The organism is Neptunicella marina (genome assembly GCF_014270035.1).
Classification (GTDB): Bacteria; Pseudomonadota; Gammaproteobacteria; order Enterobacterales; family Alteromonadaceae; genus Neptunicella; species Neptunicella marina.
Genome location: NZ_JACNEP010000022.1, coordinates 14967 through 35556 on the forward strand (window position 1 = coordinate 14967; position 20590 = coordinate 35556).

The window sequence follows — 20590 nt, forward strand, 5'->3', positions numbered from 1 at the left end:
TTGGGGCAACGCCCGATGGTGACGGATGCGAATTCACACTTGTCATTTGCTCAGTAACTCCTTTATCTGGCGCAGGCTACGCGGAAAAATCAGCCATAACGAAAACAAATAGGTGAAACTGGCGGCCATCAAAGCCAGCGCCAGTGCCGATACCGGACTCAGTTGCAAAGTCTGGCTTGCCCACTTCCAAATTTGGTCGGCGACTAACATCATCAGCACACAGCAAAGCAAGATGCGGCACAAACCCGCAACCAGTTCGGCGTAATTAAGCCTTACAAGCTTGGCCAGCGAGGCATGTTTAATCGCTAAATCGAGCAGCGCGTGAATGGCCAGAGCAATGACCGCCGCCATGCCGCCATAGATAGGTGCCAGTGCCACCAGCACGATAAAAAACAGGCACAGATTGATAAATTCTCGCCCCAGCCCTAACTTGGCGCGGCCATACGCGGTGAGCACGCGCGAGTTATACAACACGCAGAATTTAAGCCCAAAGATCAGGCTTAGGTATTGGAATAACTCAACCGATTGTTGCCATTTGTTGCCAAAAATGAGCGGAATAAAGGCCGGTGCTAGTGCGCAGCCAAGTAAAAATATTGGCGTGAACACTGCGGTGGTGGCCAGCGTAATGCGGTTAAAAAAGTCGGCCACATCATGCTGATGATTAATTTTGTTGGCGATAACCGGCAGCGCGTAGCTATTTAAACTGTTGGTGGAGGCGGTTAGGGGTAAGCGCACCAAGCGGTTAGCAAAACCAAAATAACCCAACACGGTGGGATTACTCACTAACCCCAAAACAATAATCGTGCCGCGGGTGAGCAGGCTCCAAAAGGTAGCTTTTAAGCCAATCGGCAAGCCCTCTTTGAGCAATTCCACAAATGCGCGCATATCCATCGGCGCACCCAGATATTGGCGCGCCAGATTCAGCAAAAATAGCAGCGAGAAAACCTCGATAAACACCGCTTGGCTAACGATTGCCCATTCGCCACCACCTTGAAAGGCCACCACAATGCCTGCCACTGTGCCTAAAAAGCGTGCGACCAGGGTACGTAACGACAGCAATTTAAACTGACGTTTTTTACGGCAGATTGCCACCATAGGGCGACAGGCCATGGATAAGGTCAGTTTGCTAAAACAATATCCGAGTAATAACACAAAGGGGTAATCAAGTTGCCACGCCACCGCCAGTGCAATAAAGGCACTGATGATGCTAATTAATGCACCCATCCAAAAGGTGGTGCTAATTTCCGAGGGCTTGATCTCGGGGCGACGTACCAGAGGGTCTTCCACCGCGCCGCCATACATCACGCCAACCGACTCCACAATCGCGATACAAAATATGCCCACCCCAAATTGCTCAGGAGTGAGGAAGTAGGCGTAAGTGAAAAAAGAAAAAACTGAAAACAGTACGTTGCCGTAATTGCCCGAGAATATCCACAGCAGGTTGGCCAGCTTTTGGTTGCCTGATTTAAACGCCATGTTTTGGTTCGCCTGTTTACTCATGCGGCTGCCCACATGTTAGTTGCAGCGCACGGTTAAAATGACCCACGTGCGGTCTGGGCTGCAATTGGTATTGGGCGGCGGGATAACAGCCCATAAAGCTCACCAAGGCAAAAATAAACATGTCGTAACAGTTGTGGTTAATGATGATAAAAGCCACGTAGTTGACCACAACCTGCAGCAGTATTATCGGAATCAACACCGCATAAAAATGCCCGTCTGGGCGGCTAATGTAGCGCTTAACCAAATCGGCCAGGGTTTTAATAAATAACAGGCAAACGATAATTAGGCAGACCATGCCACCATTTAACAAGGCTTCGTAATAACCGCTGTGAGCATTGCCAATATAGCCCCAACTATCCACAAAACCGTCTACGGCATCACTGGCCCAAAATGCGCCAAAGCCATATCCCAGCCATTGATGTTGGGCGACATAGGTATCCATTAACTGCCAAATAATTACCCGATTAGTCAGGGTTGGATCGCGCCCCAGTAACGCCAGTAGGTCTTCGTAGAAATAACTGATTAACAGTGAACCGCCAGCCAATAACAGGCAAAACAGCAAAATGCGATTAAGGTTGTGTTGAGGGCGAGGGCTACGTAACAAACGCAGCAGCGTGATAACGCCAATGCCAGCGGTGGTCATCACCACCGCGGTGGCCGATTGTGCCAGTAAAATACACACCAACAATACCAAACAGGCGGCGATATCCCATTTGCGTTGGTACAGTTTTAATCCCCACATGATCAGCAACGCGTAAGCATACAAACGAGCGCCGGTGTTTTTGTCCGCCATAATGCCCAAAAAGGCATTGGCACGAATGTCACTTTGGCGAATGGAGGCGTTTTCGGGACTGATAATAAAATATAACAGCCCCAGCGCGGCGGCCACGGCAATGGTGCGCGCCACCAGTTTGAGTAGCGATACCGGCTCGAACAGTTCAACCAAACAGTAAGCCACCACCAGCAAGGTGACAAAGGCGATAACGCGGCGAAAACTAATGGCAGGTACCGGCGACCAGCTCACAGACAGGGCAAAATAGGCGACCAGCAAAATCCACAGCGCATTATGTTTGATGCCTTGCCAGATTTGTTTAATTGGCAATCGCGCAATCAGGTAAAGCCCCATTGCCAGCAATACAATTCCAACAACCTGTTTTAAACCGCTGCCAGCCACGTTCTGGGCAAATTCATCGCCCTGATGGTTGCTACTGATGAGCTGATTAATAAAATTCACAAAGCCCAGATAATACAGCAGCGCCAGCAGCAAATAGAGGCGTTTGATGCGCTCGATGCTTATTTGCATAAGCTTTCCTCGTGCTTGCTCGGCACTAACATATTTTTGCGGTACACGGCAGCCGCCACCGAAGCCTGAAAACCTTGTACCGAATTGATAATTTGTTGCCTGAGTGTGCTGCAATGGCTGCGTTGCAGGCTATCTGCCATAGCATGCGCCAGCGCATTCACGTTGAGGTATTCAACCAAGGTGCCCTGGCCGTTTTGCATAATTTCTTTGGGGCCATGCGGGCAGTCAAAAGCCACTACGGGTGTACCCACCGACATGGCTTCCACCAACCCATTTGGGCTGCCTTCAAAACGGGAGGAGAGCACAAACAAGTCGGCCTGCTGAATTTCGGCAATCGGGTTGTCGCAGTAACCTGCCAGCTCCACTCTGGCATCCAGTCCGGCTTGGGATATTTGTTGTTGCAGTGCACTGCGTAATTCACCTTCACCAAAAATGATGAGATAACAGTCGTTATCCAATTGGCTGAAGGCTTGCAGCAGCAAGTCAAAGCCTTTTTGGGCGCTGAGGCGTCCCACTGCAACAATTACCTTGCCCGGGCGTTCAACTAACCAGCGGTGACGTGCCGGTTGACAGGCAGCCTGTTGGGTTTCTTCGTTAATGACTGGATTGGGTGCGGTGATCACATCCTGCGGGCGCACCACGGTAGATGTGATTAAATCGTCGGCGACCCCGCGAGATACCGCAATTACCGGATTAGGTAACCAACGATATAGCCAGGGTGCCAGCGCATAGGTGAGGCGCATTACCACGCTGCGGTTGTTGTTTTTATCCAGCGAAAAGGTATTGCGTTCACTGACACTAAGACGCGAGCTAATACCCAGACTAAAACAGCACAGAGCGCTAATCACATTCACATGGGTTAATGCTGAGAGAATGGCGTCGGGCTGGTGCTGCTGCAAATAACGCCGCAGCGGCATAAATGCGCGCAAGGTACGATCGCAACCCAGCTCAACCAGCTTTACAGCAGGGCTTAAATAGGCTTTGTTGCTGCCACCTTGCGCCAGTAACAGCAAGGTGACCGCATCGCCGCCAGCGGCCAGTTGATTAGCAAGCCTGACCATCATTTTTTCTGCGCCACCGCCGCGCAGGTCGTGGATCACTATGACTATGCTTTTCATTATAAAAACTGGCTCATATATGCTTGCGCCACGTTCTGATAGTGAAAATCTTCTACATCCTGGGTGATAGATTTACCCAATAACGAGGCATAATTACCAATGGCCTGCGCCATGGCATCGACATCCATATAAGGCACTAAAAAGCCGTTTTCGCCGTTACGGATGAGTTCAGCCGGGCCAGTGGGGCAGTCGAAGGCAATCACAGGCGTATTTAAATACATGGCTTCAATCAACGCAGTGGGCATACCCTCGTGGCGCGAAGATAAAATGAACGCCACCGCACCATTGATGATGTAGTAGGGGTTGTCGGTAAAACCGGTAAAAATCACCTGTTCACCCACGTCTAACTGTGCGGCAAGTTGTTGCAATTGTTCGCGCGCAATGCCGATACCGACAATCACAAGAATGGGTAATTCAGGATTGCGTTGTTTGGCAATCGCATAGGCGCGGATCAACAAATCAAAGCCTTTTTGCTCCACCAAACGGCCGACTGCACAAAAATAACGCTCTGACTGGAAGTCATCGGTATTGGAATTGGCCAGTTGTTTAACCCTGTCACTGACTACGGCATTGGGAATAAAGCGCACTGAGCTTTTGCCTACTTTGATGATGCTGCTGAGCTCGCCCTGTAAATGGCGTGATACCGTGACTATGCTCTGGTTGCTCAAGCTGTAGAGGTTGTATAAGCCCTTGATTAACCAGGGCGGTAATTTTTGGTCGCTGACATCCAGTGCGCAGTGGCGGGTGTAAATGACTTTGAGTTCGGGAAATGCCAGCGAACAGCAAAGCGCAAGCATGTTGGCGGTTTCGGTGGCCGAAATCAGCACATTGATATTGTGCTGACGGATATGCTCAAACAGGTGGCGTAAACGCGCACGAAAGCCCGAACCAGCTGGTGGGCAAGCCGCCTGGAATTGCTCACATAATTTTTTATACCCCGGGTATTTATCCCCCGACACTTTATACACATAAAATGAGGATGTAACGCCTTGTTCCGCCAAGGCAATAGAGAGGTTTTTATGTACCCTCTCCACGCCGCCCGACAGTGAAAACCATTTATGCAAAAACAAAACTTGATATCTTTCCATTGGACAGGCCTCTTCAAAAATAGGTTAACGTAAGGACTGGCGATGACGATGTTTTACTGCACAAAACACAGCGTGCGGATTGGTGGTAAGGTAACGCCATAACAACTTTCTGGGCTCGGTTACCGCCCGGTGTAACCATTCCAGTCCCATTTCCTGCATGGCTTGTGGTGCACGTTTGTATTCACCGGTAACAAAGTTAAAACAGCCGCCGCAGCTAATGACCACAGGCACTTTCAAGTGATGTTTGTGACGTAGGGCAAACAGCTGCTCTTTGGGTTTACCCAGACCAACCCAAAGGACATCTGGGCGCACCTGATTGATTTTTTCAATCAGTTCGTCTTCCTGTTGCTGAGAAAAGTAGCCGTGATGGGTGCCAGCGATAACAAAGTTGCTATGCATGTCGGCCAGAGTATCGGCGCATTTTTCGACGGTAGATTGTTTAGCGCCAAGTAAAAAGTGACGTAAGCGCAGAGGACTCATTTGCGGCACATCATGGATCATGTCGGTGGTGGCGCTGCGTTCAGGTATGGGATGTTCGCTAAAATAACGTGAAAACAGCACCACGCTTTGGCCATCTGCGTGCAGTAAATCGGCTTGATTCAGCAACGCGCCCATGGTTTTGTCGCGGTTGGCAATGGAAATGCTGTGACCATTGGTGGAAAAAATCAGCATAGGATCAATTGACGCTGCGCTGGTGTGATTTCTTGTAGCGTGAGCTGTGATCAACTCTACCAGTTGTTTACGTGTGACACATGCGGTGCGCAATCCACCAACCTGAGTAAAAACGATATCTGCGAGAGTCATGATGCATCCCTGTTGCTGTTATTGGTAAGCGTCTGGCAACGCCGTTTTAAGGGTAAAGGCAACTTCTGTACCAGCCGATGAGTAAACTTGGTGTGGTTACCCGTTTTTGCATGCTAGAGAAGGTGATGTTTTTATCGGGTATGCAGCAAGCCCGTGCGTGACAAGGCTTGGCAATTAGGTGTAATTTATGCAGTGCGTTTAGCGAATGTGGCTGATAACTGGGGTTATCCAGTTTGTCTCTAACTAAAGCGTAATTTTATCTGCAAATTTGTCGCTAATTGGCAACAGTTTGAACTAATGGGTGATTTATTGAACAGCTGACGCAGGCGTTTGCTGGTTTACTGTTGGGTAAATCAACTAAAAATTCGTATGGTTAGGGGCGTAGACTAAGCATTTGTGCTGGATAAAAATGTAATCGAATGGCAACAGCGCTAATGGGAGTAGTGGTGTGAGAAAGATACTAAAAAGCCCTGTCAGGGATGATCCGGAAATCAGGAACTTATTACAACGCATGCCTGAAGACATTAGTAATTCATTTTCTGAGAGTCAGTTAAGTAGCTTAAAAGCGGCTTTAGCCTCGCGCCAGTGGGGACATCATAATATTGATATTCGTGGCACCGTGCCCTGGTTTAAATACCGATATTACTATGTGTTTCTGGCTGGTAAAAACCGCCGTCAGTTAAGTGATAGAGAGCAGCGAGTATCGAATATGCTTAAAGCCGCGTTGATGAGTGCGTTTATGTTATTCAGCTGTTTGTTTGGTTTGTTGTGTTTGTATTTAATTAAATCTGCCTTAGGCATCAATTTATTTGAACACTTTTCTCTGGGGATTTGGGACTGGTTTAAAGTGACTTTCTCATGAGTTTATCCATTTTTTAAACCAAAGCGGGTCATTTAACCCGCTTTGGTTTGTGGCAAACTGTCGGCTTCGGCTGGTGGCATCTGATAGCTAGCAGCCTGATAACCATATTGATCATAAAAACCGCTGAAAACGCCCATTTTTGTGGCCTTTTTTAAATCAACTTTATTCAGTACCACGCCATCAATTCGGCGTCCCAATTGCAGAAAACGACTTAATCCGGAGCGGATCACCTTGTCACTGGTGCTGTCAGCTTTAACCACATAAATTAATGAGTCACAGACACTGGACGCTATCATGGCGTCACTGACAGCCTGAGTGGGGGCTGTATCCAATATGATGTGGTCGTATTGCTGACTGAGAAGAGCAATGAGTTTTTTAAAACTTACCGAGCTTAACAATTCCTGAGGATTACTGGTCGCTGAGCCTGCAACCAGCAAATCGATACCAGATACTTCATCGGTAACAATGCATTCATCTTCACTGTGAGTGCCGGCGATAATGTTAGTCAGCCCCGGATGAAAACCCGGCAATCCAAACTGGCTGGCCAGTTCCGGGCGACGGAGGTCGGCTTCAACCAGTAACACTTTACCCATACAACCCATGCCAAAGGCGAGATTAATTGCCACTGTGGTTTTACCTTCACGTGGCACACTGGATGTGACCAGTATGACTTTGTTGGGTTTATCGGCTCTCAGTAACATTATGCTGGTGCGTAACGTGCGTATGGCTTCACTGAATTGATAATGTTTTTTCTCGAAAAAACGGCGTATTGGCAAGTTTTTGCTGCGGCGATATTTTTGCAGGGGGATTAAGCCAAGCAAGCGTTGTCCGAGCGTATTTTCTACGTCTTCAACTGAGCGAATACCGCGATTAAAGGCATCGGAAAATACCGCGACCATGATACCAAAGATCACACTGGCAAATGCCGCAGCCAATACTAACAGGGCCTTTTTCGGTTTGGTGGCAGTTAAAGGTGCGGACGCTTCATCCAATAATCTGGCATTAGGGGTTTTAAAACCATCCAGTTCGCTGGTTTCTTTTAAGCGGGTAAAAAACGAATTGTACAATTGCTGATTAATATCCACTTCGCGCTGTAACGATACCCGCTGGGTTTCCAGTGTTGAAAGATGGCGATAACGAGCCTTGGCGTCTTCCAATTCCTGTTTTAGTTCGCTGACTTTAGTGAGAGCCGAGCGATAGGCTGCGAGATAATCGGCGCTAATGCTATCAATTAATGTGGCAATCTGATTATTTCGTGCCTGCTCTATGCTGGTAATCTCAGCTTGTGCTGCGATCATTTTAGGATGTTTGGGGCCGTAAATACGGCTAAGTTCAGAAACTTTGCTGCGTGCACGGATTAATTCACGGTCAACATTTTGCACTGACGTGTTATTCATTACTTCGGGCAGTTGCCGCAAGCCATTGATATCACCGCTTTTATCGCGGATTTTGTCGTAAATGGCTTTTTGTTGTTTAACATTGTTTTGCGCAGTGAGTAATTGTTTACTCAGGCCCTGGATTTCGTCTGTGGTTAGTCCCTCGACGCCATCAATATTCACCAGTTTTTCACGTTCATAAAAATCCGATAAACGTTGCTCAGAAGCAGTGAGTTTTTGACGTAACCCTTCCAGGCTACCGTTTAGCCAAGTGGTGGCCTGAGTGGTTACATCCAGTTTTGATTGCAGGTAATTCTCGATATACACCTCAGCTACGGTATTGGCTATGGTGGCTGAGAGCTGAGGCGACTCACTTTCAAAACTGATATTTACCACTTGAGTGTTTTTAACCGGCGAGATGGTTAAATTCTGTGAAAAATGGCGGATAACCCGATCGAGTTTACTGTCGTAACTTTGTGTTGCGGTATTGTTTTGATTGTTAATGGCATCCGTTTCGGTGGTGTTAGCAAGAGCTGGCATGGCATCACGCAGATAATGGGTAACATCGCTTTTGAGTTCTCGCAACCACTGCACTGGGCCAGTCTGCGCAGGCGGGTTAAACAGGGGATGATTTACCAGATTAAGCTTTTCGATGACTCGCTGCGCTATTTTTCTCGACTTTAGAACCTCAAATTGAGTTTGCAGGTATTCCTTGCTGTTAGAGTTGAGACCATACACCTCTTGTATTGATAGTACTTTTGCATGCTCTGCATCAATCAACAAAGAGGAGGTAGCCACATAACGGGCGGGCATTGGCATTACGTACAAACCAGCCACTATCGTCATCAGTAGCGCAAAGCCTATGATGCGCCATTTTGCGGCCAAAATCGCACGCCAGTATCGGCCAACATCGAGCGTTTCGGTTGCGCTGGCATCATTTTGAGACATGGAGGTTGAGCCTTTAAAAATATGGGCATCGAGTTGTTTTGCCATTTGATTAGATGGATTCATCTGCGCTCTCCTTGCCTAAAAAAAGCTCTGTTGTATTCGCACTATGTCGCCCGGCTGCACGGTATCAGATGTCTTAGCCGTTACTTGTTGCTGAGTACCACTGATGTCGCGCAATATAATAATTTCATCTTTGGCCGCGCGCTGGGTATAACCTCCCGCCAGCGCCGCGGCTTTGTCTATAGATAACCCTGGTTGATAAGGATAACCACCGGGTTTTTTGACTTCGCCATCAATAAAAAAGGGACGATATTGGGTGATAGTGACCGATACCGAAGGCGAGACTAAATAGTCACCTTTCAGGCCTTGGTAAATGTGCTGCTCTAATTGAGCTGTGGTTAACCCAACGGCTTGAATATCACCTAAAAAGGGGTAGTTGATATTGCCTGTATCGGGCAAACGCGTTTCAATCGATAAATCACTTTGTCCATAAACGCTGATTTTTATACTGTCTCCCGAACCCAGTCGGTAATGTGCCAGGTCGCTGCTCGCTTGACTTAACGCTGGATGGCTGAGGCATAGGCTGGTTAACAAGGTTAAAAGAATAAAAAGAGATTTTTTCATAATTAAAGGCTCGCATTCATGGATAACCCATACTGGTTGCGGTTAAATTCGAGATTAGTGAAATTACTGTCACGCTGTTCAAACTGGTAAGAAAGACTGAAGATTAACCAGCGACGGAACTGATAATTGAGCGTTAACTGGCTAGCCCAGATATCGTCCTGGCGATCCGGATCTTGTGGATTAGCCACACCACTATTACGCACGTATAAGGCATCTTGATAATGTAATTCGGCACTGGAGTTAAACCGTTCATTCCAGTCGTGTTGCCAGTTTATTTGGTAGTCGCGTTTTTCGATAAAATTACCCTGAGCGTCAGTTTCTTTTATGTCGCTTTGGGTCGATAGTTCAAAATGACTATAGTTAACTGGTTGCCACTGAACACCCACTTCCCAGTCAAAACCATTAAAACTGTCACGTTCAGCCGAGTCGAAATCTTTACGTCGAACCCCGGCTTTAGCAAAGCCGGTGGTGGCTTCACTAGACTGCCACCTGATACCGGCTAACGCTTTTTTTTCCTTACTGTCGAGACGGTTTCGTTCGTTTAATGAATAATCGTATGTAATATCTGCTACCGATACATCAAGCAATACATCGGTATTGGGCGCAACCTTGTAGTAAAAGGTACTCCCTAATAGATTGGTGTGGCGGTCGCGTGCGCGGTAGTCAGGCTCATCACCTTTATAATCGACATCCTTGTATTGATAACGTAAATCAAGCTGGCCAGTAGCTCCATATCCGCCATAACGATAAGTGACCTCTGCGTTTGATTGTTTGAATTTATCCGGATGAGCTAATTGGTCGCCGCGACCAATCGAATAACGTGTGCCTCGGGCATCGTGACTCGACTGAAAATCTGCATCCAGCAGCAATTGATGGCGCTCGTGCACACGATATTTCAGTTGAGTCCACACCTGCTGATCAGTGTAGTTATCGGCCTGACTCTTCGCATATTCTCCACGAATAAGCTGATAACCAAAGCGATAATCATTTGGGCCAAAATTATTGCGTATGTTGATGGAAGGGCTAATTAGCGTTTTCCAGCTGTCCCTTTCGTTGTTTGCCTGATGTAAAACATTGTCGTCGTAGCTTTGTTGCAGTTTGAACTGAGGTGTAAGTAGAAAAGCACCTAAATTTACGCTGCCTTTTTGCTCCTGATCAGCAGCATATGATGAAGCACAAATTAGTGTGACAGTTGTCGCAAGCAACTTTTTTGCATCACGCATTAAATTCCTATCCCTTGAACAACGGCTACAAAATCTAAGTAGCCAGTAATCTATCCGGTCATGAATTTGATCAGTAATGCGATTTGCATGCCATGCATTTACAACGCGGTTAACACCTGACTTTCAGCGTTGCTAAAAATAATCTTACGACTTATTGGTTTTATATGCGGCAGATAATTTGCTGATCTGTTGCTGTTTGGCAACACCCGAGTTTATTGGGCTGGAGCCAAATTTGGGTTTTACAGCCAATTGTGTACGGGGTGTATTTATTACGTGAATTGTATGTTTATTGAACAATTTTCGGTTTTTAGTCTTTAACCCTTTTTTATATCAGTTTTTGTCCTCGCTGGAAGTCGTGTGTATTTACATATTTTTAACAGTTAATGAATGGCACTTTATTTGCAATTTTTAGGTGTAAATGCGCGTTTTTGAGCGTGTATAAAAGCGTAGGTATGGTCGTTAACCCCTTACTGAATAAGGGCTTGGTCAGTGAGCCTATTAGCAGGAACGCGGAGCGCAAAAGTACTGTGATTGTTGCCAATCGGGGACATCACAACAGCATTAATAACAATAAAAACAGAAGAAGTGACCAGGGATAAAGCGGTTAGTCACTGATTTAATTTAAGTTTTAGTATTAGAGCTAGTAGTAAAAATGCGGAAAAACGGTCTTTGTTGCAAATTGGCAACAAAGCGCGAATTTCGCGAAAAACAAGGGGATTGGATTTAGCGCTCAGCTTCGGGTGGTTAACGAATGGGCACAGCCGCCGAATGGCGAACAAACATATTCACAGAGGAACGGATGAAAATGGCCAGTCACATTGTTTCGCAAAAGAGTGTTTCGCAAAAAATGCGCAAAGGAATTATTCAGTCTAATCAAAGCAGTTTTTCTACACTATATCGGTTGGCTGACTTGGTTGTCATCACCGCCATTTATTTTTATGTGTTATTTGCTAACGGACTTGCAGTAAATGCGGCAAGCCTGGTGGTGCTGTTTGTGTGTATTATCAGTTTTATGTTGTGTGCAGAATCGAGCGACATTTATCGTTCATGGCGCACATCACCATCATTAATGATGATTAAAAGTGTACTGGCTGTGTGGTTGCTGACAGTGTGCGCCACAGTTGTCTTTGCGTACTTTTTGCATTGGCTCGTTCCCTATAAAACCTTTGTACTTTCTTACTGGCTGGTGGCGGCGGGTTTTTGTTTACTGGGATGGCGTATTGTCTTCAGGGAAGTGTTATACATTCAGCGTAAAAAGGGGCATAACAGTCGCAATGCTGTGATTATTGGTGCAACTGCCTCTGGTTATAGTCTGGCCGAGCAGATCTCAGACAACGAATATTTAGGCATTAATTTTAAAGGGTTTTATGACGACCGCTGTGATGAACGCATTCCCCACGAAATGCGTTACAGTATTAAAGGTAACGTCGATGACGTGATTCAGTTAGCCAAAGAAAACAAGGTTGATTACATTTATTTATCGATGCCAATGAGCGCAGAAAAGCGCATTATGAGCATTCTTAATTTATGCAGTGATACCACCGCCACGGTTTATATCATCCCTAACTTTTTTATCTATAACCTGATTCATGCACGATGGCAGAATATTGGCTCTATCCAAACGTTAAGTGTGTTTGATACGCCGTTCCAGGGTGGAAGTGACGTATTAAAACGAATTGAAGACATAGTGTTATCTAGTTTGATTTTGTCTGTGATTGCGCTGCCAATGTTGCTGATTGCAGCGGCGGTTAAAATAACTTCACCCGGTCCCGCTATTTTTAAACAAACCCGTTATGGTTTGGATGGCAAACCGATTACCATTTATAAGTTTCGCTCTATGTCGACGCAGGATAATGGCAAACAGGTTAAACAAGCTCAGAAAAATGACCCGCGTATCACCCGGTTAGGTGCTTTTATTCGCCGTACCTCGTTAGATGAATTACCGCAGTTTATTAATGTGTTGCAAGGGCGAATGTCGATTGTGGGGCCAAGGCCACATGCAGTGGCGCACAACGAGGAATATCGTAAATTGATTGAGGGTTATATGCTGCGTCACAAAGTGCGCCCCGGTATCACTGGCTGGGCTCAGATAAATGGCTATCGCGGCGAAACAGAAACCATCAATAAAATGGTTAAACGGGTGGAATACGATCTCGACTATATTCACCGCTGGTCTGTGTGGTTGGATATCAAAATTATATTCAGCACTGCATTTAAAGGATTTGTAAGCAAAAACGCTTATTAAATAATCCACACCAGAGCGGACACAACCTATTAAATAAAAAATGCGGCCAAAGCAGAATTTCGATGGCCGCAGAACATGGAAGTACAAAACATTTGGAGAGGAGTTAATTCACTTCACACAAACGATTGGTTCTACGTTGCTTCATTGTGCGCAATAGTGGAGGTAAGGATAAACCAATCAAAACAATCGCCATACCACTTAGCTGAATGGGAGTAACGCTTTGACCCATCATCATGGCGGTGAGTGCGGCAAATACAGGAATAAAGTTAAAAAACAATGAGGCGGTCGCGGAACCGAGTTTTTGCACACCATTTAAGAAAAACAAATAACCCACCACAGTGCCAAAAATGCCAATGTAAACCACTGAGACGATGCCACCGCCCGATAAATTAATCAGCTCCTGTATTGGATGAATGTCACCCTGAATAGCGCTGGCGATAAGTATAAAAATATCACCGGTAAGCAAACTGATTAACGTAAAGGGAATAACCGGAAGCCAGCTCGTTACCTTTTGCGAGGCTGTGGTGTAAGCCGACCACAGTAACATAGCGGCGATAACGGTAATGTCTCCCTGATTAAATTGAAATTGCATCAGGCGTTGCCAACTGCCGTTGGTGATCACCAGCAAGACACCAAATAATCCTACTAACAGGCTAAAACTTTGGGCGCGGCTAATCCATTTGCGCGCCAACCCCGCCACCATTAACGCGGTTACCAGCGGGCTGAGTGCCATCACCAATGCACCATTGGTTGCCGCGGTATGTTTAATGCCGGTAAACAGCAGTAAATTAAAACCCCCTACGCCAAGCACGCTAATAAAGGCTAACCACAGATATTGTCCAAAACGTAAGTGTGGCCAGGGCTGACGTTTGACCAGCAGATAAATAATTAAACACAAGGATGCGATGCTAAAACGCCAGATCACCAGAGACTGCTGCGACATACTCTCGAGCACGGGTTTTGAAAATGGGAATACACTGCCCCAGCAAAATACGCTGATAAGTAGCAAAATCAAAGTGGACGTGGTGGACTGTCGGTTCATGTTTTTTGCGGTTGATGAAAAACTGGGTTAAGTGTATAAGTTTCATATATAAAATAAATAGGTGTTTTTGAACCATTAAATGTCAAATATGAAACTTAATTATTCGCTCGATGACATGCGTTTGTTTTGGGTGGTGGCCAAAAGTGGGAGTTTTCGTGTGGCAGCTAAACAGCTGGAGATGCCGCCATCAACCCTGAGCCGGCGTATCAGCGCATTAGAAAGTGCTCTGGGCCTGCGCTTGCTGCATCGTGATGCGCACCGGATTAATCTGACAGGCACGGGACAGCAATACTTAGAACGTTGCGGGCCGTTGTTCAGGGAGCTGAATGATATTTCCGGCGAACTCAACGCCGAAAAACATGAACCTGCTGGGTTGTTACGTATGGCGGTGCCGGTGAATACCACTTATCGCTGGTTGGCAGATGCACTTAACGAATTTCAGTTACGTTATCCAAAAATTGATTTAGAAGTACGCATGTCTAACTGGAATATTGATATGGGTGAACATGCGATTGATTTAGCGATACGGGTAGGGGAGCCCAGTTTAATGGGCTGGATTGCACGTCCGCTAACCGGAGTACAATTTATTTTGTGTGCCAGTAAAAACGCGACACAATGGCATAATATTGCGCACCCCAATGATTTAGCCAGACATCCGCTGGTGGTCAGTTTTCCTGTTAGTCCCTGGCACTTTGAGCATAAAACCAGTCGTGAATCGGTTGAATATCACCCTCAGGGCAACGTGCGTTTATCGGTAGATGATATGAATATCGCCATGAAAGCCGTTGAAGCCGGTGTGGGGATTGGTTATTTGCCTAAACGGGTGGTGTGCGAACAAATGCGTGAAAAATCACTGATTAATATCGCTCCGGATTGGTTAGGGCCACAGCGACGCACTTATCTTTTGTACCGTGATCGCCAAAATCAGCCATTGCGCTTGCGTTTATTAATCGATCATTTATTGCAGGTTGCACCGACCGAATACTAAACAATCTGCTGCATGACCCAATTGGTGCGTGCCGCGGAATCGCCAGTTGAATTGCATGCGCTGCCGGTCAGTAATTGTTTTACGACGGCATCGATTAATGGTTGTTGAATATGTTTGGGTAAATCAAATTCAACGAGTTGTGGTTTATGCTTAAGCTGTTTTAAGGTGACCTGGCCGCTGCCAAAAACTGGGAACTCTATCTGGCCTTCACTGCCGATAATTTGAATCAGGTCGCGCTCTTCGCTTTGAGCCGCGCAAAAACACCAGTTACCGCTACCCAATACGCCATTTTTGAACTGCCAGCTGGCAACCACGCTGTCTTCAGCTTGATATAAACCGGCCTGGTTAGCACGAAAGCCACTCACATTAATAATTGGGCCAATAAGAAAATCGAGCAGATCTAACTGGTGCGAAGCCAGATCATAAAAATAACCACCACCTGCAATTTGTGGATCAACCCGCCAGGGTTTATCAATGTTGTGTAACACCTGCGGATTGGCTGCCTGAACTAAACGCACATTTACCTGACGTACGTCTCCAATTTTCTTTTGTTCAAGCCATTGTTTTACCTGTAAAAAATTTGGCAGGTAACGTCGATAATAAGCCACTAACAGCGGTACTTTGGCATGTTCGCAGGCCGCGATCATTTGCTGGCATTCGTTATAAGTGCGTGCCATCGGTTTTTCTACGTACACAGGTTTGCCTGCTGCCGCGGCTTTTAGGGTATAAGGCAAATGGCCATCGGGAGGCGTAGCAATATAAATGGCGTTGATATCAGGATCGTTAATCAGTGCATCCGCATCGTCGTACCACCTGGGTACATTATGGCGTCTGGCGTAATCCTCGGCTAAATGGCCGCTGCGGCGCATAACGGCAACCAGCTCGCTGTTTTCAACTAACTGCATGGCCGGTGCGCTTTTTACTTCACATACATCGCCAACGCCGATAATTCCCCACCTGACTTTATTCACCATTTATTCCTTTTTGATAAACCAAGGTTCAGCTAAATTGTTGTTTAAATGCATCTTTATAACGACGGGATAATGTTAATTTGTGTCCGCTTTTAAGCGTGATTTCGCCATCACCACTGGGGGCGTAACTAATATTGTCAATCGCCAGATGTTTAACCGCGTAACTACGATGAATGCGGCTGAAACCGGCTGTTTGTAGTTTTTCTATGGTATTGGCCAGCGTGGCACGCAGCGGATAAATTCGCCCCCCACTATGCAAATTAACGTAGTTTCCAGCCGATTCCATCCACTCAATATCGCTCACTTTAACCAAAAACTCTTTATCCAGTTTTTTAACCAGTAAGTGCTCCGGTACTTTTATATTACTTGATGGCGTGACATCGTTTTCTGACAATTCATTTGAGATTAAATTGGCCTCGCCTTTTAGTCGGCTATAGATGAAGTGATAAATCTGCAACATGACAAAAAAGTTGAGGTAACCCAACACATCTTTGCGATATTCATAAACAAATTCCGACCAGAAATTACCAAACTGATATTCCCATCCGTGCCATTGGTATACCAGATCACGAAACCACACCATTAACAAAACATGCGCCAGTGAAAATACGATGGATGCGCCGATATGCAGCACTATCTGTTTGCCAATACCAGTGAATTTGGGCGGTACAAATTTAAACCAGTAAAGCACCACAGGGATCAATAACAACACTGCCAGAGCACTGGTGTATTCCCAGGTGAATGGTTCCCACAGTGCGATATCCGGCGCGCCGTTTCGGTTATGTTCAGTCCATACCGATAAGGCGTTGATGGTGTTGGGGATCAGCAGGTACAAAGCAAACAGCAGTGTTAGCCACAATGTTTTGTTTTTATCGTATCGTTCAAACAGTGTCATAAATGAAAAATGGATATCCCTAATATCCACCACTTATCCCTCAGGCCTTACCGACTGGCATCTGGCTATTGGTTGGGGTGAAAAAGTTGCGCACTCTAATGCCCTAACTTTACCGTGAGGAACAGGTATGACTCAAATACAAAATGGTCGTCGTTATGATATTGATGCGCTGCGGGTTTTGGCATTTATGCTGTTGATTTTGTATCACATTGGCATGTATTACGTTCAGGATTGGGGATGGCATGTAAAAAGTCCCGATACCTATAGCTGGTTACAGGATTTGATGTTGCTGGTAAACCAGTGGCGAATGTGTTTGTTGTTTATTTTAAGTGGTATGGCACTGGCATTAATAAAAGGCAAATATAGCGCGGGCAGTTTAATTTGGTTACGCAGCAAACGCCTGATGATACCGCTGATTTTTTCCATGTATGTAATAGTGGCGCCGCAGCTGTTTTATCAGTTGCAACTGAATAATGGTTATCAACAGGATTACCTGACTTTCTGGCTGCAATATATCAATGCACCCGCAGATTTTTTCCCCGAAATGCAAAGCGTGATTGGTTTATTAACCTGGAATCATCTGTGGTATTTACCTTATTTATGGGTTTACAGCATTATCATGCTGGCTATTGGTGACGCATTAAAAAAGCTGGCTCAATCGACACTGGCGAGCAAATTAAATCTTTGGCATGTGTTTGCTGTGTTAGTGGTGGTGCAAACTGCCATCTGGATGGGTTACGGCCGTAACTATCCGGAAACGCATGACCTGGTTACCGATTGGTATGCACATAGTAAGTACCTGCTTGCCTTTAGTGTGGGTTACATGCTGGTGATGCATAAAAACTGGTGGCAACAGTGCATAGATAAACGCCTTGTACTACTGGGTATTGCTGTGTGTGGTTACATTTTTATTTTCTTTGATAACCATGGCTTTATGCCGAGTGTGGAAGGTTCTGCCTATCCCGATTTGATGCAAGGCGCATATTCAGTGGCTTATTTTATTAATCGTTATGCCTGGTTGTTTGCGGTAATAGGTTTGGGGGGGCATTACCTAAATCGTTCCACGCCAGCACTAAAATATGCCAATGATGCGGTATTGCCCTGGTATATCTTTCATCAGACTTTAATCGTGGTATTCGCCATGTGGCTGCGCCCGTTAGCGCTAAACGATGGACTCGAATTCGTCTTATTAACTGCAGCCACAGTGGCAGGGTGCGCCATTGGTTATGAACTGGTGCGCCGGTTATGGATAACCCGTGTGCTGTTTGGCTTAAAATAAAAAGATTAGAGCGTGTTGATCTTTGCTGTATGAATTTTGTTCTAACTAAACGCTTTTTAATCGCGACGCTTATTTGCAGGCCTAATGGATTAAGTCAAAAATAAGCAACAATGAGTGAAAAGTGTTTAGGACGAACCCTTCGGGCAACGTTTGCGCGGCATTTCTACTGCTTCAGCACTCATTTATGTAGAACAACTACACTACATTCGTGCTTCATGGTTTAAATACCGCGCAACTCGTTGCAAAAATATACAGCAAAGATCAATACGCTCTAAATAAACACAGGTGTTGTGTTGTTGCACAACACCTTTTTTGCATTAGAAACGGTAACCATAAGACAGGTTAAAAAAATCCAGCCCCGGATTTTTACTATTGAGGCCGCCATTGGAATAATGCATGTATCGCATGGACACACTTTGTTGCTCGTCTAACAGCATTACCAATCCTAATCTGTCTTCAAACTGGTAGTGGGAGCCAATATCTTTACCGGCAAATTGGGTGTCATCAATGAGCGATACACCAATACCAAATTCCCATTTAAGTGGATATTTGTTGGCTACAGTGGTGAATTGAGATGAAAAAACAGGCGAAATAGCAATCGCCAGATTGGTATCGTGATGATTGTTTTCACCAAACTCCCACAAATTAACACTCATTTCCCAATATACATCGAGTTCGCCTAACTGTTTGATTTGGCTAAAGGTGCCGTAATAAGGTCGATAAGCGAGTCGCAATCCGGATAATCTGGACTCTCCATCCAGATAGTCAATTGCAATGCCCTGATTAAGATTGGCGGCATGTGCCGGTAAAAAGTGAAGTAATAATGCAACCCAAATGACTGCAAGTTTGTTCATTAGTTAAGTAGCTCCAGGTTTAGTAAGGCAGAGTTACTTAGGTATGGGCTGCAGGCCTTATTTCTATTGGTTTTTGTATTTTTTTTCTTTATAGGTGTAATCAGAAATTGTGATGATTATTACCCTTGAAATGTACACATCTTGCCGGATATGGGGTGAGCAGCGTTATTTTGAAAATTTAAGTTTCACTTGCTGCTCTCGCTCACCCCATTAATAAATTAATGGGGTATGGGATAACGCGTTTTAAAATCGCTTAACGCTGCAACGCGAGCCTGCTCCAGTTGTTGTTTGATTTGTGCCCCCTGAAATCCTTGTTCAATAATTTGTTTTACATCCACGTTGCTGGCGACTTCTAACGCCTGCCAAACATAATCGGCCTGTGGATAGTCGCTATTTTCAAAGCCAGTGCGACCTTTGGCATCTGCGCGGCAAACATTGAGAAATTCGGCAAAACGTTGTGGTTTGCGCCAGCCGTCACACCGGTTAAATACTTTAAGCAAGGTTGCCGGTTTTAACTCAAACGCTTTATGCACGTGGGTATGAAATTGTGAGGCCATTAAGGCTAATTCACGGCATTCATTAGGCGCTTTTATACGATCACATAAAGCATTGATGGGCGCTAATCCCAGAGTTTCATGACCATGATGCGCGGGCCAGTTATCGGGTGGTGTTTTGCCTTTGCCTAAATCATGGGTCAGCGCGGCAAAGCGCACTGCGAGATCACCCGACAGAGCCACTGCTTGTTGCAACACCATTAAAGTGTGAATTCCCGTATCAATTTCCGGATGCCATTTGGCTGGATTGGGAATGCCCCACAGTACGTCCAGTTCGGCAAACCAAAATGATAATGCGTTCACCTGTTTTAAAATCTGAAAATAAACCTCAGGGTTGGGTTCCATCAACGCGCGCGCGGTTTCCTGCCATACTCGCTCTGCAGTTAAATGTTTTAGTTCACCGGATTCAGCAATACGCTGCATTAACTCTAGGGTCTCATCCGCAACGCAAAATCCATATTGATGATAACGCGCGGCAAAACGTGCCACGCGCAATACACGCAGCGGATCTTCCACGAAGGCATCGGAGACATGGCGTAACAGACGATTTTCTAAATCTTGCTGACCATGGTAAGGATCGATTATGGAACCGTCTTCGTCCATGGCCATAGCGTTAATGGTAAGGTCACGACGCAGCAAATCCTGCTCCAGTGTCACATTGCTGGAAGCATCGACTTCGAATCCGCTGTAGCCTCGTCCGGCTTTGCGCTCCTGACGCGCCAGTGCATATTCCTGCTGCGTTTTTGGGTGTAAAAACACCGGGAAATCACGTCCAACTTGCTGATAGCCTTGTTCAAGCATTTGCGCCACACTCGCACCAACAACGACGTAATCTTTATCTTTAACCGGATGACCTAAAAGGGCGTCGCGTACAGCGCCACCCACTAAAAAAACCTTCATATTTGTACTGTATTCT

17 protein-coding genes are annotated in these 20590 nt (G+C 45.8%); 4 read left to right on the forward strand and 13 right to left on the reverse strand.

Translation table 11 applies throughout. The features are described 5' to 3' along the window. Nucleotides 1-42: 42 nt before the first annotated feature. From H8B19_RS17325 to H8B19_RS17345, 5 genes are read right to left on the reverse strand one after another with little or no spacing between them, the layout of a single operon-like run. A complete protein-coding gene (locus tag H8B19_RS17325; protein ID WP_186508281.1) occupies nt 43-1500 on the reverse strand; it encodes an oligosaccharide flippase family protein in 1458 nt (485 codons plus the stop codon). Continuing rightward, a complete protein-coding gene (locus H8B19_RS17330; protein ID WP_186508282.1) occupies nt 1493-2803 on the reverse strand; it encodes an O-antigen ligase family protein in 1311 nt (436 codons plus the stop codon). The genes H8B19_RS17325 and H8B19_RS17330 overlap by 8 nt, the downstream gene beginning before the upstream one ends. Continuing rightward, a complete protein-coding gene (locus H8B19_RS17335; RefSeq protein WP_186508283.1) occupies nt 2794-3921 on the reverse strand; it encodes a glycosyltransferase in 1128 nt (375 codons plus the stop codon). Before H8B19_RS17335 ends, H8B19_RS17330 begins: the two co-directional genes overlap by 10 nt. After that, nucleotides 3921-5009, reverse strand: coding sequence for a glycosyltransferase (locus H8B19_RS17340; protein WP_186508284.1), 1089 nt, complete (start codon nt 5007-5009; stop codon nt 3921-3923). Before H8B19_RS17340 ends, H8B19_RS17335 begins: the two co-directional genes overlap by 1 nt. Before the next feature lie 24 nt (nt 5010-5033). Next, nucleotides 5034-5813, reverse strand: a complete 780-nt coding sequence (locus tag H8B19_RS17345) for a WecB/TagA/CpsF family glycosyltransferase (protein ID WP_186508285.1) — start codon at nt 5811-5813, stop codon at nt 5034-5036. 448 nt (nt 5814-6261) lie between these two features. Between H8B19_RS17345 and H8B19_RS17350 the strand changes: the two genes are divergently transcribed. Further along, complete coding sequence (locus tag H8B19_RS17350) at nt 6262-6675, forward strand: 3-phosphoshikimate 1-carboxyvinyltransferase (RefSeq protein ID WP_186508286.1); 414 nt, start codon at nt 6262-6264, stop codon at nt 6673-6675. Between the two features lie 32 nt (nt 6676-6707). Here H8B19_RS17350 and H8B19_RS17355 read toward each other — a convergent pair whose 3' ends face one another. The 3 genes from H8B19_RS17355 to H8B19_RS17365 all read right to left on the reverse strand — a co-directional run bounded on the left by H8B19_RS17355 (nt 6708) and on the right by H8B19_RS17365 (nt 10846). Then, nucleotides 6708-8999 (reverse strand): GumC family protein, encoded by a 2292-nt coding sequence (locus H8B19_RS17355; protein WP_422121169.1) that lies wholly within the window; start codon nt 8997-8999, stop codon nt 6708-6710. Between the two features lie 78 nt (nt 9000-9077). Further along, a complete protein-coding gene (locus H8B19_RS17360; RefSeq protein WP_186508287.1) occupies nt 9078-9623 on the reverse strand; it encodes a polysaccharide biosynthesis/export family protein in 546 nt (181 codons plus the stop codon). A gap of 2 nt (nt 9624-9625) precedes the next feature. Beyond that, nucleotides 9626-10846 (reverse strand): outer membrane beta-barrel protein, encoded by a 1221-nt coding sequence (locus tag H8B19_RS17365; RefSeq protein ID WP_186508288.1) that lies wholly within the window; start codon nt 10844-10846, stop codon nt 9626-9628. 799 nt (nt 10847-11645) lie between these two features. On the opposite strand from H8B19_RS17365, the gene H8B19_RS17370 reads away from it, so the two are divergent. Continuing rightward, the gene (locus H8B19_RS17370; protein WP_241737662.1) at nt 11646-13091 is read left to right on the forward strand and encodes an undecaprenyl-phosphate glucose phosphotransferase; all 1446 of its coding nucleotides are present in this window, start codon (nt 11646-11648) and stop codon (nt 13089-13091) included. 103 nt (nt 13092-13194) lie between these two features. Here H8B19_RS17370 and H8B19_RS17375 read toward each other — a convergent pair whose 3' ends face one another. After that, a complete protein-coding gene (locus tag H8B19_RS17375; RefSeq protein ID WP_186508289.1) occupies nt 13195-14133 on the reverse strand; it encodes a DMT family transporter in 939 nt (312 codons plus the stop codon). 79 nt (nt 14134-14212) lie between these two features. On the opposite strand from H8B19_RS17375, the gene H8B19_RS17380 reads away from it, so the two are divergent. After that, nucleotides 14213-15121: a LysR family transcriptional regulator gene (locus H8B19_RS17380; RefSeq protein ID WP_241737663.1), complete on the forward strand. Its 909-nt coding sequence runs from the start codon at nt 14213-14215 to the stop codon at nt 15119-15121. On the opposite strand, the gene H8B19_RS17385 is transcribed toward H8B19_RS17380, so the two are convergent. Together H8B19_RS17385 and H8B19_RS17390 are read right to left on the reverse strand one after the other, a co-directional pair. Further along, a complete protein-coding gene (locus tag H8B19_RS17385) occupies nt 15118-16092 on the reverse strand; it encodes a Gfo/Idh/MocA family protein (protein ID WP_206683206.1) in 975 nt (324 codons plus the stop codon). The two genes, H8B19_RS17380 and H8B19_RS17385, sit on opposite strands and share 4 nt — an antisense overlap. 28 nt (nt 16093-16120) lie before the next feature. After that, nucleotides 16121-17017: a LytR/AlgR family response regulator transcription factor gene (locus tag H8B19_RS17390; RefSeq protein ID WP_338401544.1), complete on the reverse strand. Its 897-nt coding sequence runs from the start codon at nt 17015-17017 to the stop codon at nt 16121-16123. Between the two features lie 97 nt (nt 17018-17114). Here H8B19_RS17390 and H8B19_RS17395 point away from each other — a divergent pair, with 97 nt between their 5' ends. After that, on the forward strand, nt 17115-18266 hold the full coding sequence (locus H8B19_RS17395) for an acyltransferase family protein (protein ID WP_186508291.1): 1152 nt from the start codon (nt 17115-17117) through the stop codon (nt 18264-18266). Nucleotides 18267-18583: 317 nt separating this feature from the next. On the opposite strand, the gene H8B19_RS17400 is transcribed toward H8B19_RS17395, so the two are convergent. Beyond that, the gene (locus H8B19_RS17400; protein ID WP_186508292.1) at nt 18584-19120 is read right to left on the reverse strand and encodes an acyloxyacyl hydrolase; all 537 of its coding nucleotides are present in this window, start codon (nt 19118-19120) and stop codon (nt 18584-18586) included. A 218-nt stretch (nt 19121-19338) separates the two neighbouring features. Then, the gene (locus tag H8B19_RS17405) at nt 19339-20574 is read right to left on the reverse strand and encodes a multifunctional CCA addition/repair protein (RefSeq protein ID WP_186508293.1); all 1236 of its coding nucleotides are present in this window, start codon (nt 20572-20574) and stop codon (nt 19339-19341) included. Between the last annotated feature and the right edge of the window lie 16 nt (nt 20575-20590).

What these genes read in the sequence shown, in the direction of transcription:
- H8B19_RS17325 (WP_186508281.1), bottom strand. Translation starts at nt 1,500, where the DNA reads ATGAGTAAACAGGCGAACCAAAACATGGCGTTTAAATCAGGCAACCAA.
- H8B19_RS17330 (WP_186508282.1), bottom strand. Translation starts at nt 2,803, where the DNA reads ATGCAAATAAGCATCGAGCGCATCAAACGCCTCTATTTGCTGCTGGCG.
- H8B19_RS17335 (WP_186508283.1), bottom strand. Translation starts at nt 3,921, where the DNA reads ATGAAAAGCATAGTCATAGTGATCCACGACCTGCGCGGCGGTGGCGCA.
- H8B19_RS17340 (WP_186508284.1), bottom strand. Translation starts at nt 5,009, where the DNA reads ATGGAAAGATATCAAGTTTTGTTTTTGCATAAATGGTTTTCACTGTCG.
- H8B19_RS17345 (WP_186508285.1), bottom strand. Translation starts at nt 5,813, where the DNA reads ATGACTCTCGCAGATATCGTTTTTACTCAGGTTGGTGGATTGCGCACC.
- H8B19_RS17355 (WP_422121169.1), bottom strand. Translation starts at nt 8,999, where the DNA reads ATGTCTCAAAATGATGCCAGCGCAACCGAAACGCTCGATGTTGGCCGA.
- H8B19_RS17360 (WP_186508287.1), bottom strand. Translation starts at nt 9,623, where the DNA reads ATGAAAAAATCTCTTTTTATTCTTTTAACCTTGTTAACCAGCCTATGC.
- H8B19_RS17365 (WP_186508288.1), bottom strand. Translation starts at nt 10,846, where the DNA reads ATGCGTGATGCAAAAAAGTTGCTTGCGACAACTGTCACACTAATTTGT.
- H8B19_RS17370 (WP_241737662.1), top strand. Translation starts at nt 11,646, where the DNA reads ATGAAAATGGCCAGTCACATTGTTTCGCAAAAGAGTGTTTCGCAAAAA.
- H8B19_RS17375 (WP_186508289.1), bottom strand. Translation starts at nt 14,133, where the DNA reads ATGAACCGACAGTCCACCACGTCCACTTTGATTTTGCTACTTATCAGC.
- H8B19_RS17380 (WP_241737663.1), top strand. Translation starts at nt 14,213, where the DNA reads ATGTCAAATATGAAACTTAATTATTCGCTCGATGACATGCGTTTGTTT.
- H8B19_RS17395 (WP_186508291.1), top strand. Translation starts at nt 17,115, where the DNA reads ATGACTCAAATACAAAATGGTCGTCGTTATGATATTGATGCGCTGCGG.
- H8B19_RS17400 (WP_186508292.1), bottom strand. Translation starts at nt 19,120, where the DNA reads ATGAACAAACTTGCAGTCATTTGGGTTGCATTATTACTTCACTTTTTA.
- H8B19_RS17405 (WP_186508293.1), bottom strand. Translation starts at nt 20,574, where the DNA reads ATGAAGGTTTTTTTAGTGGGTGGCGCTGTACGCGACGCCCTTTTAGGT.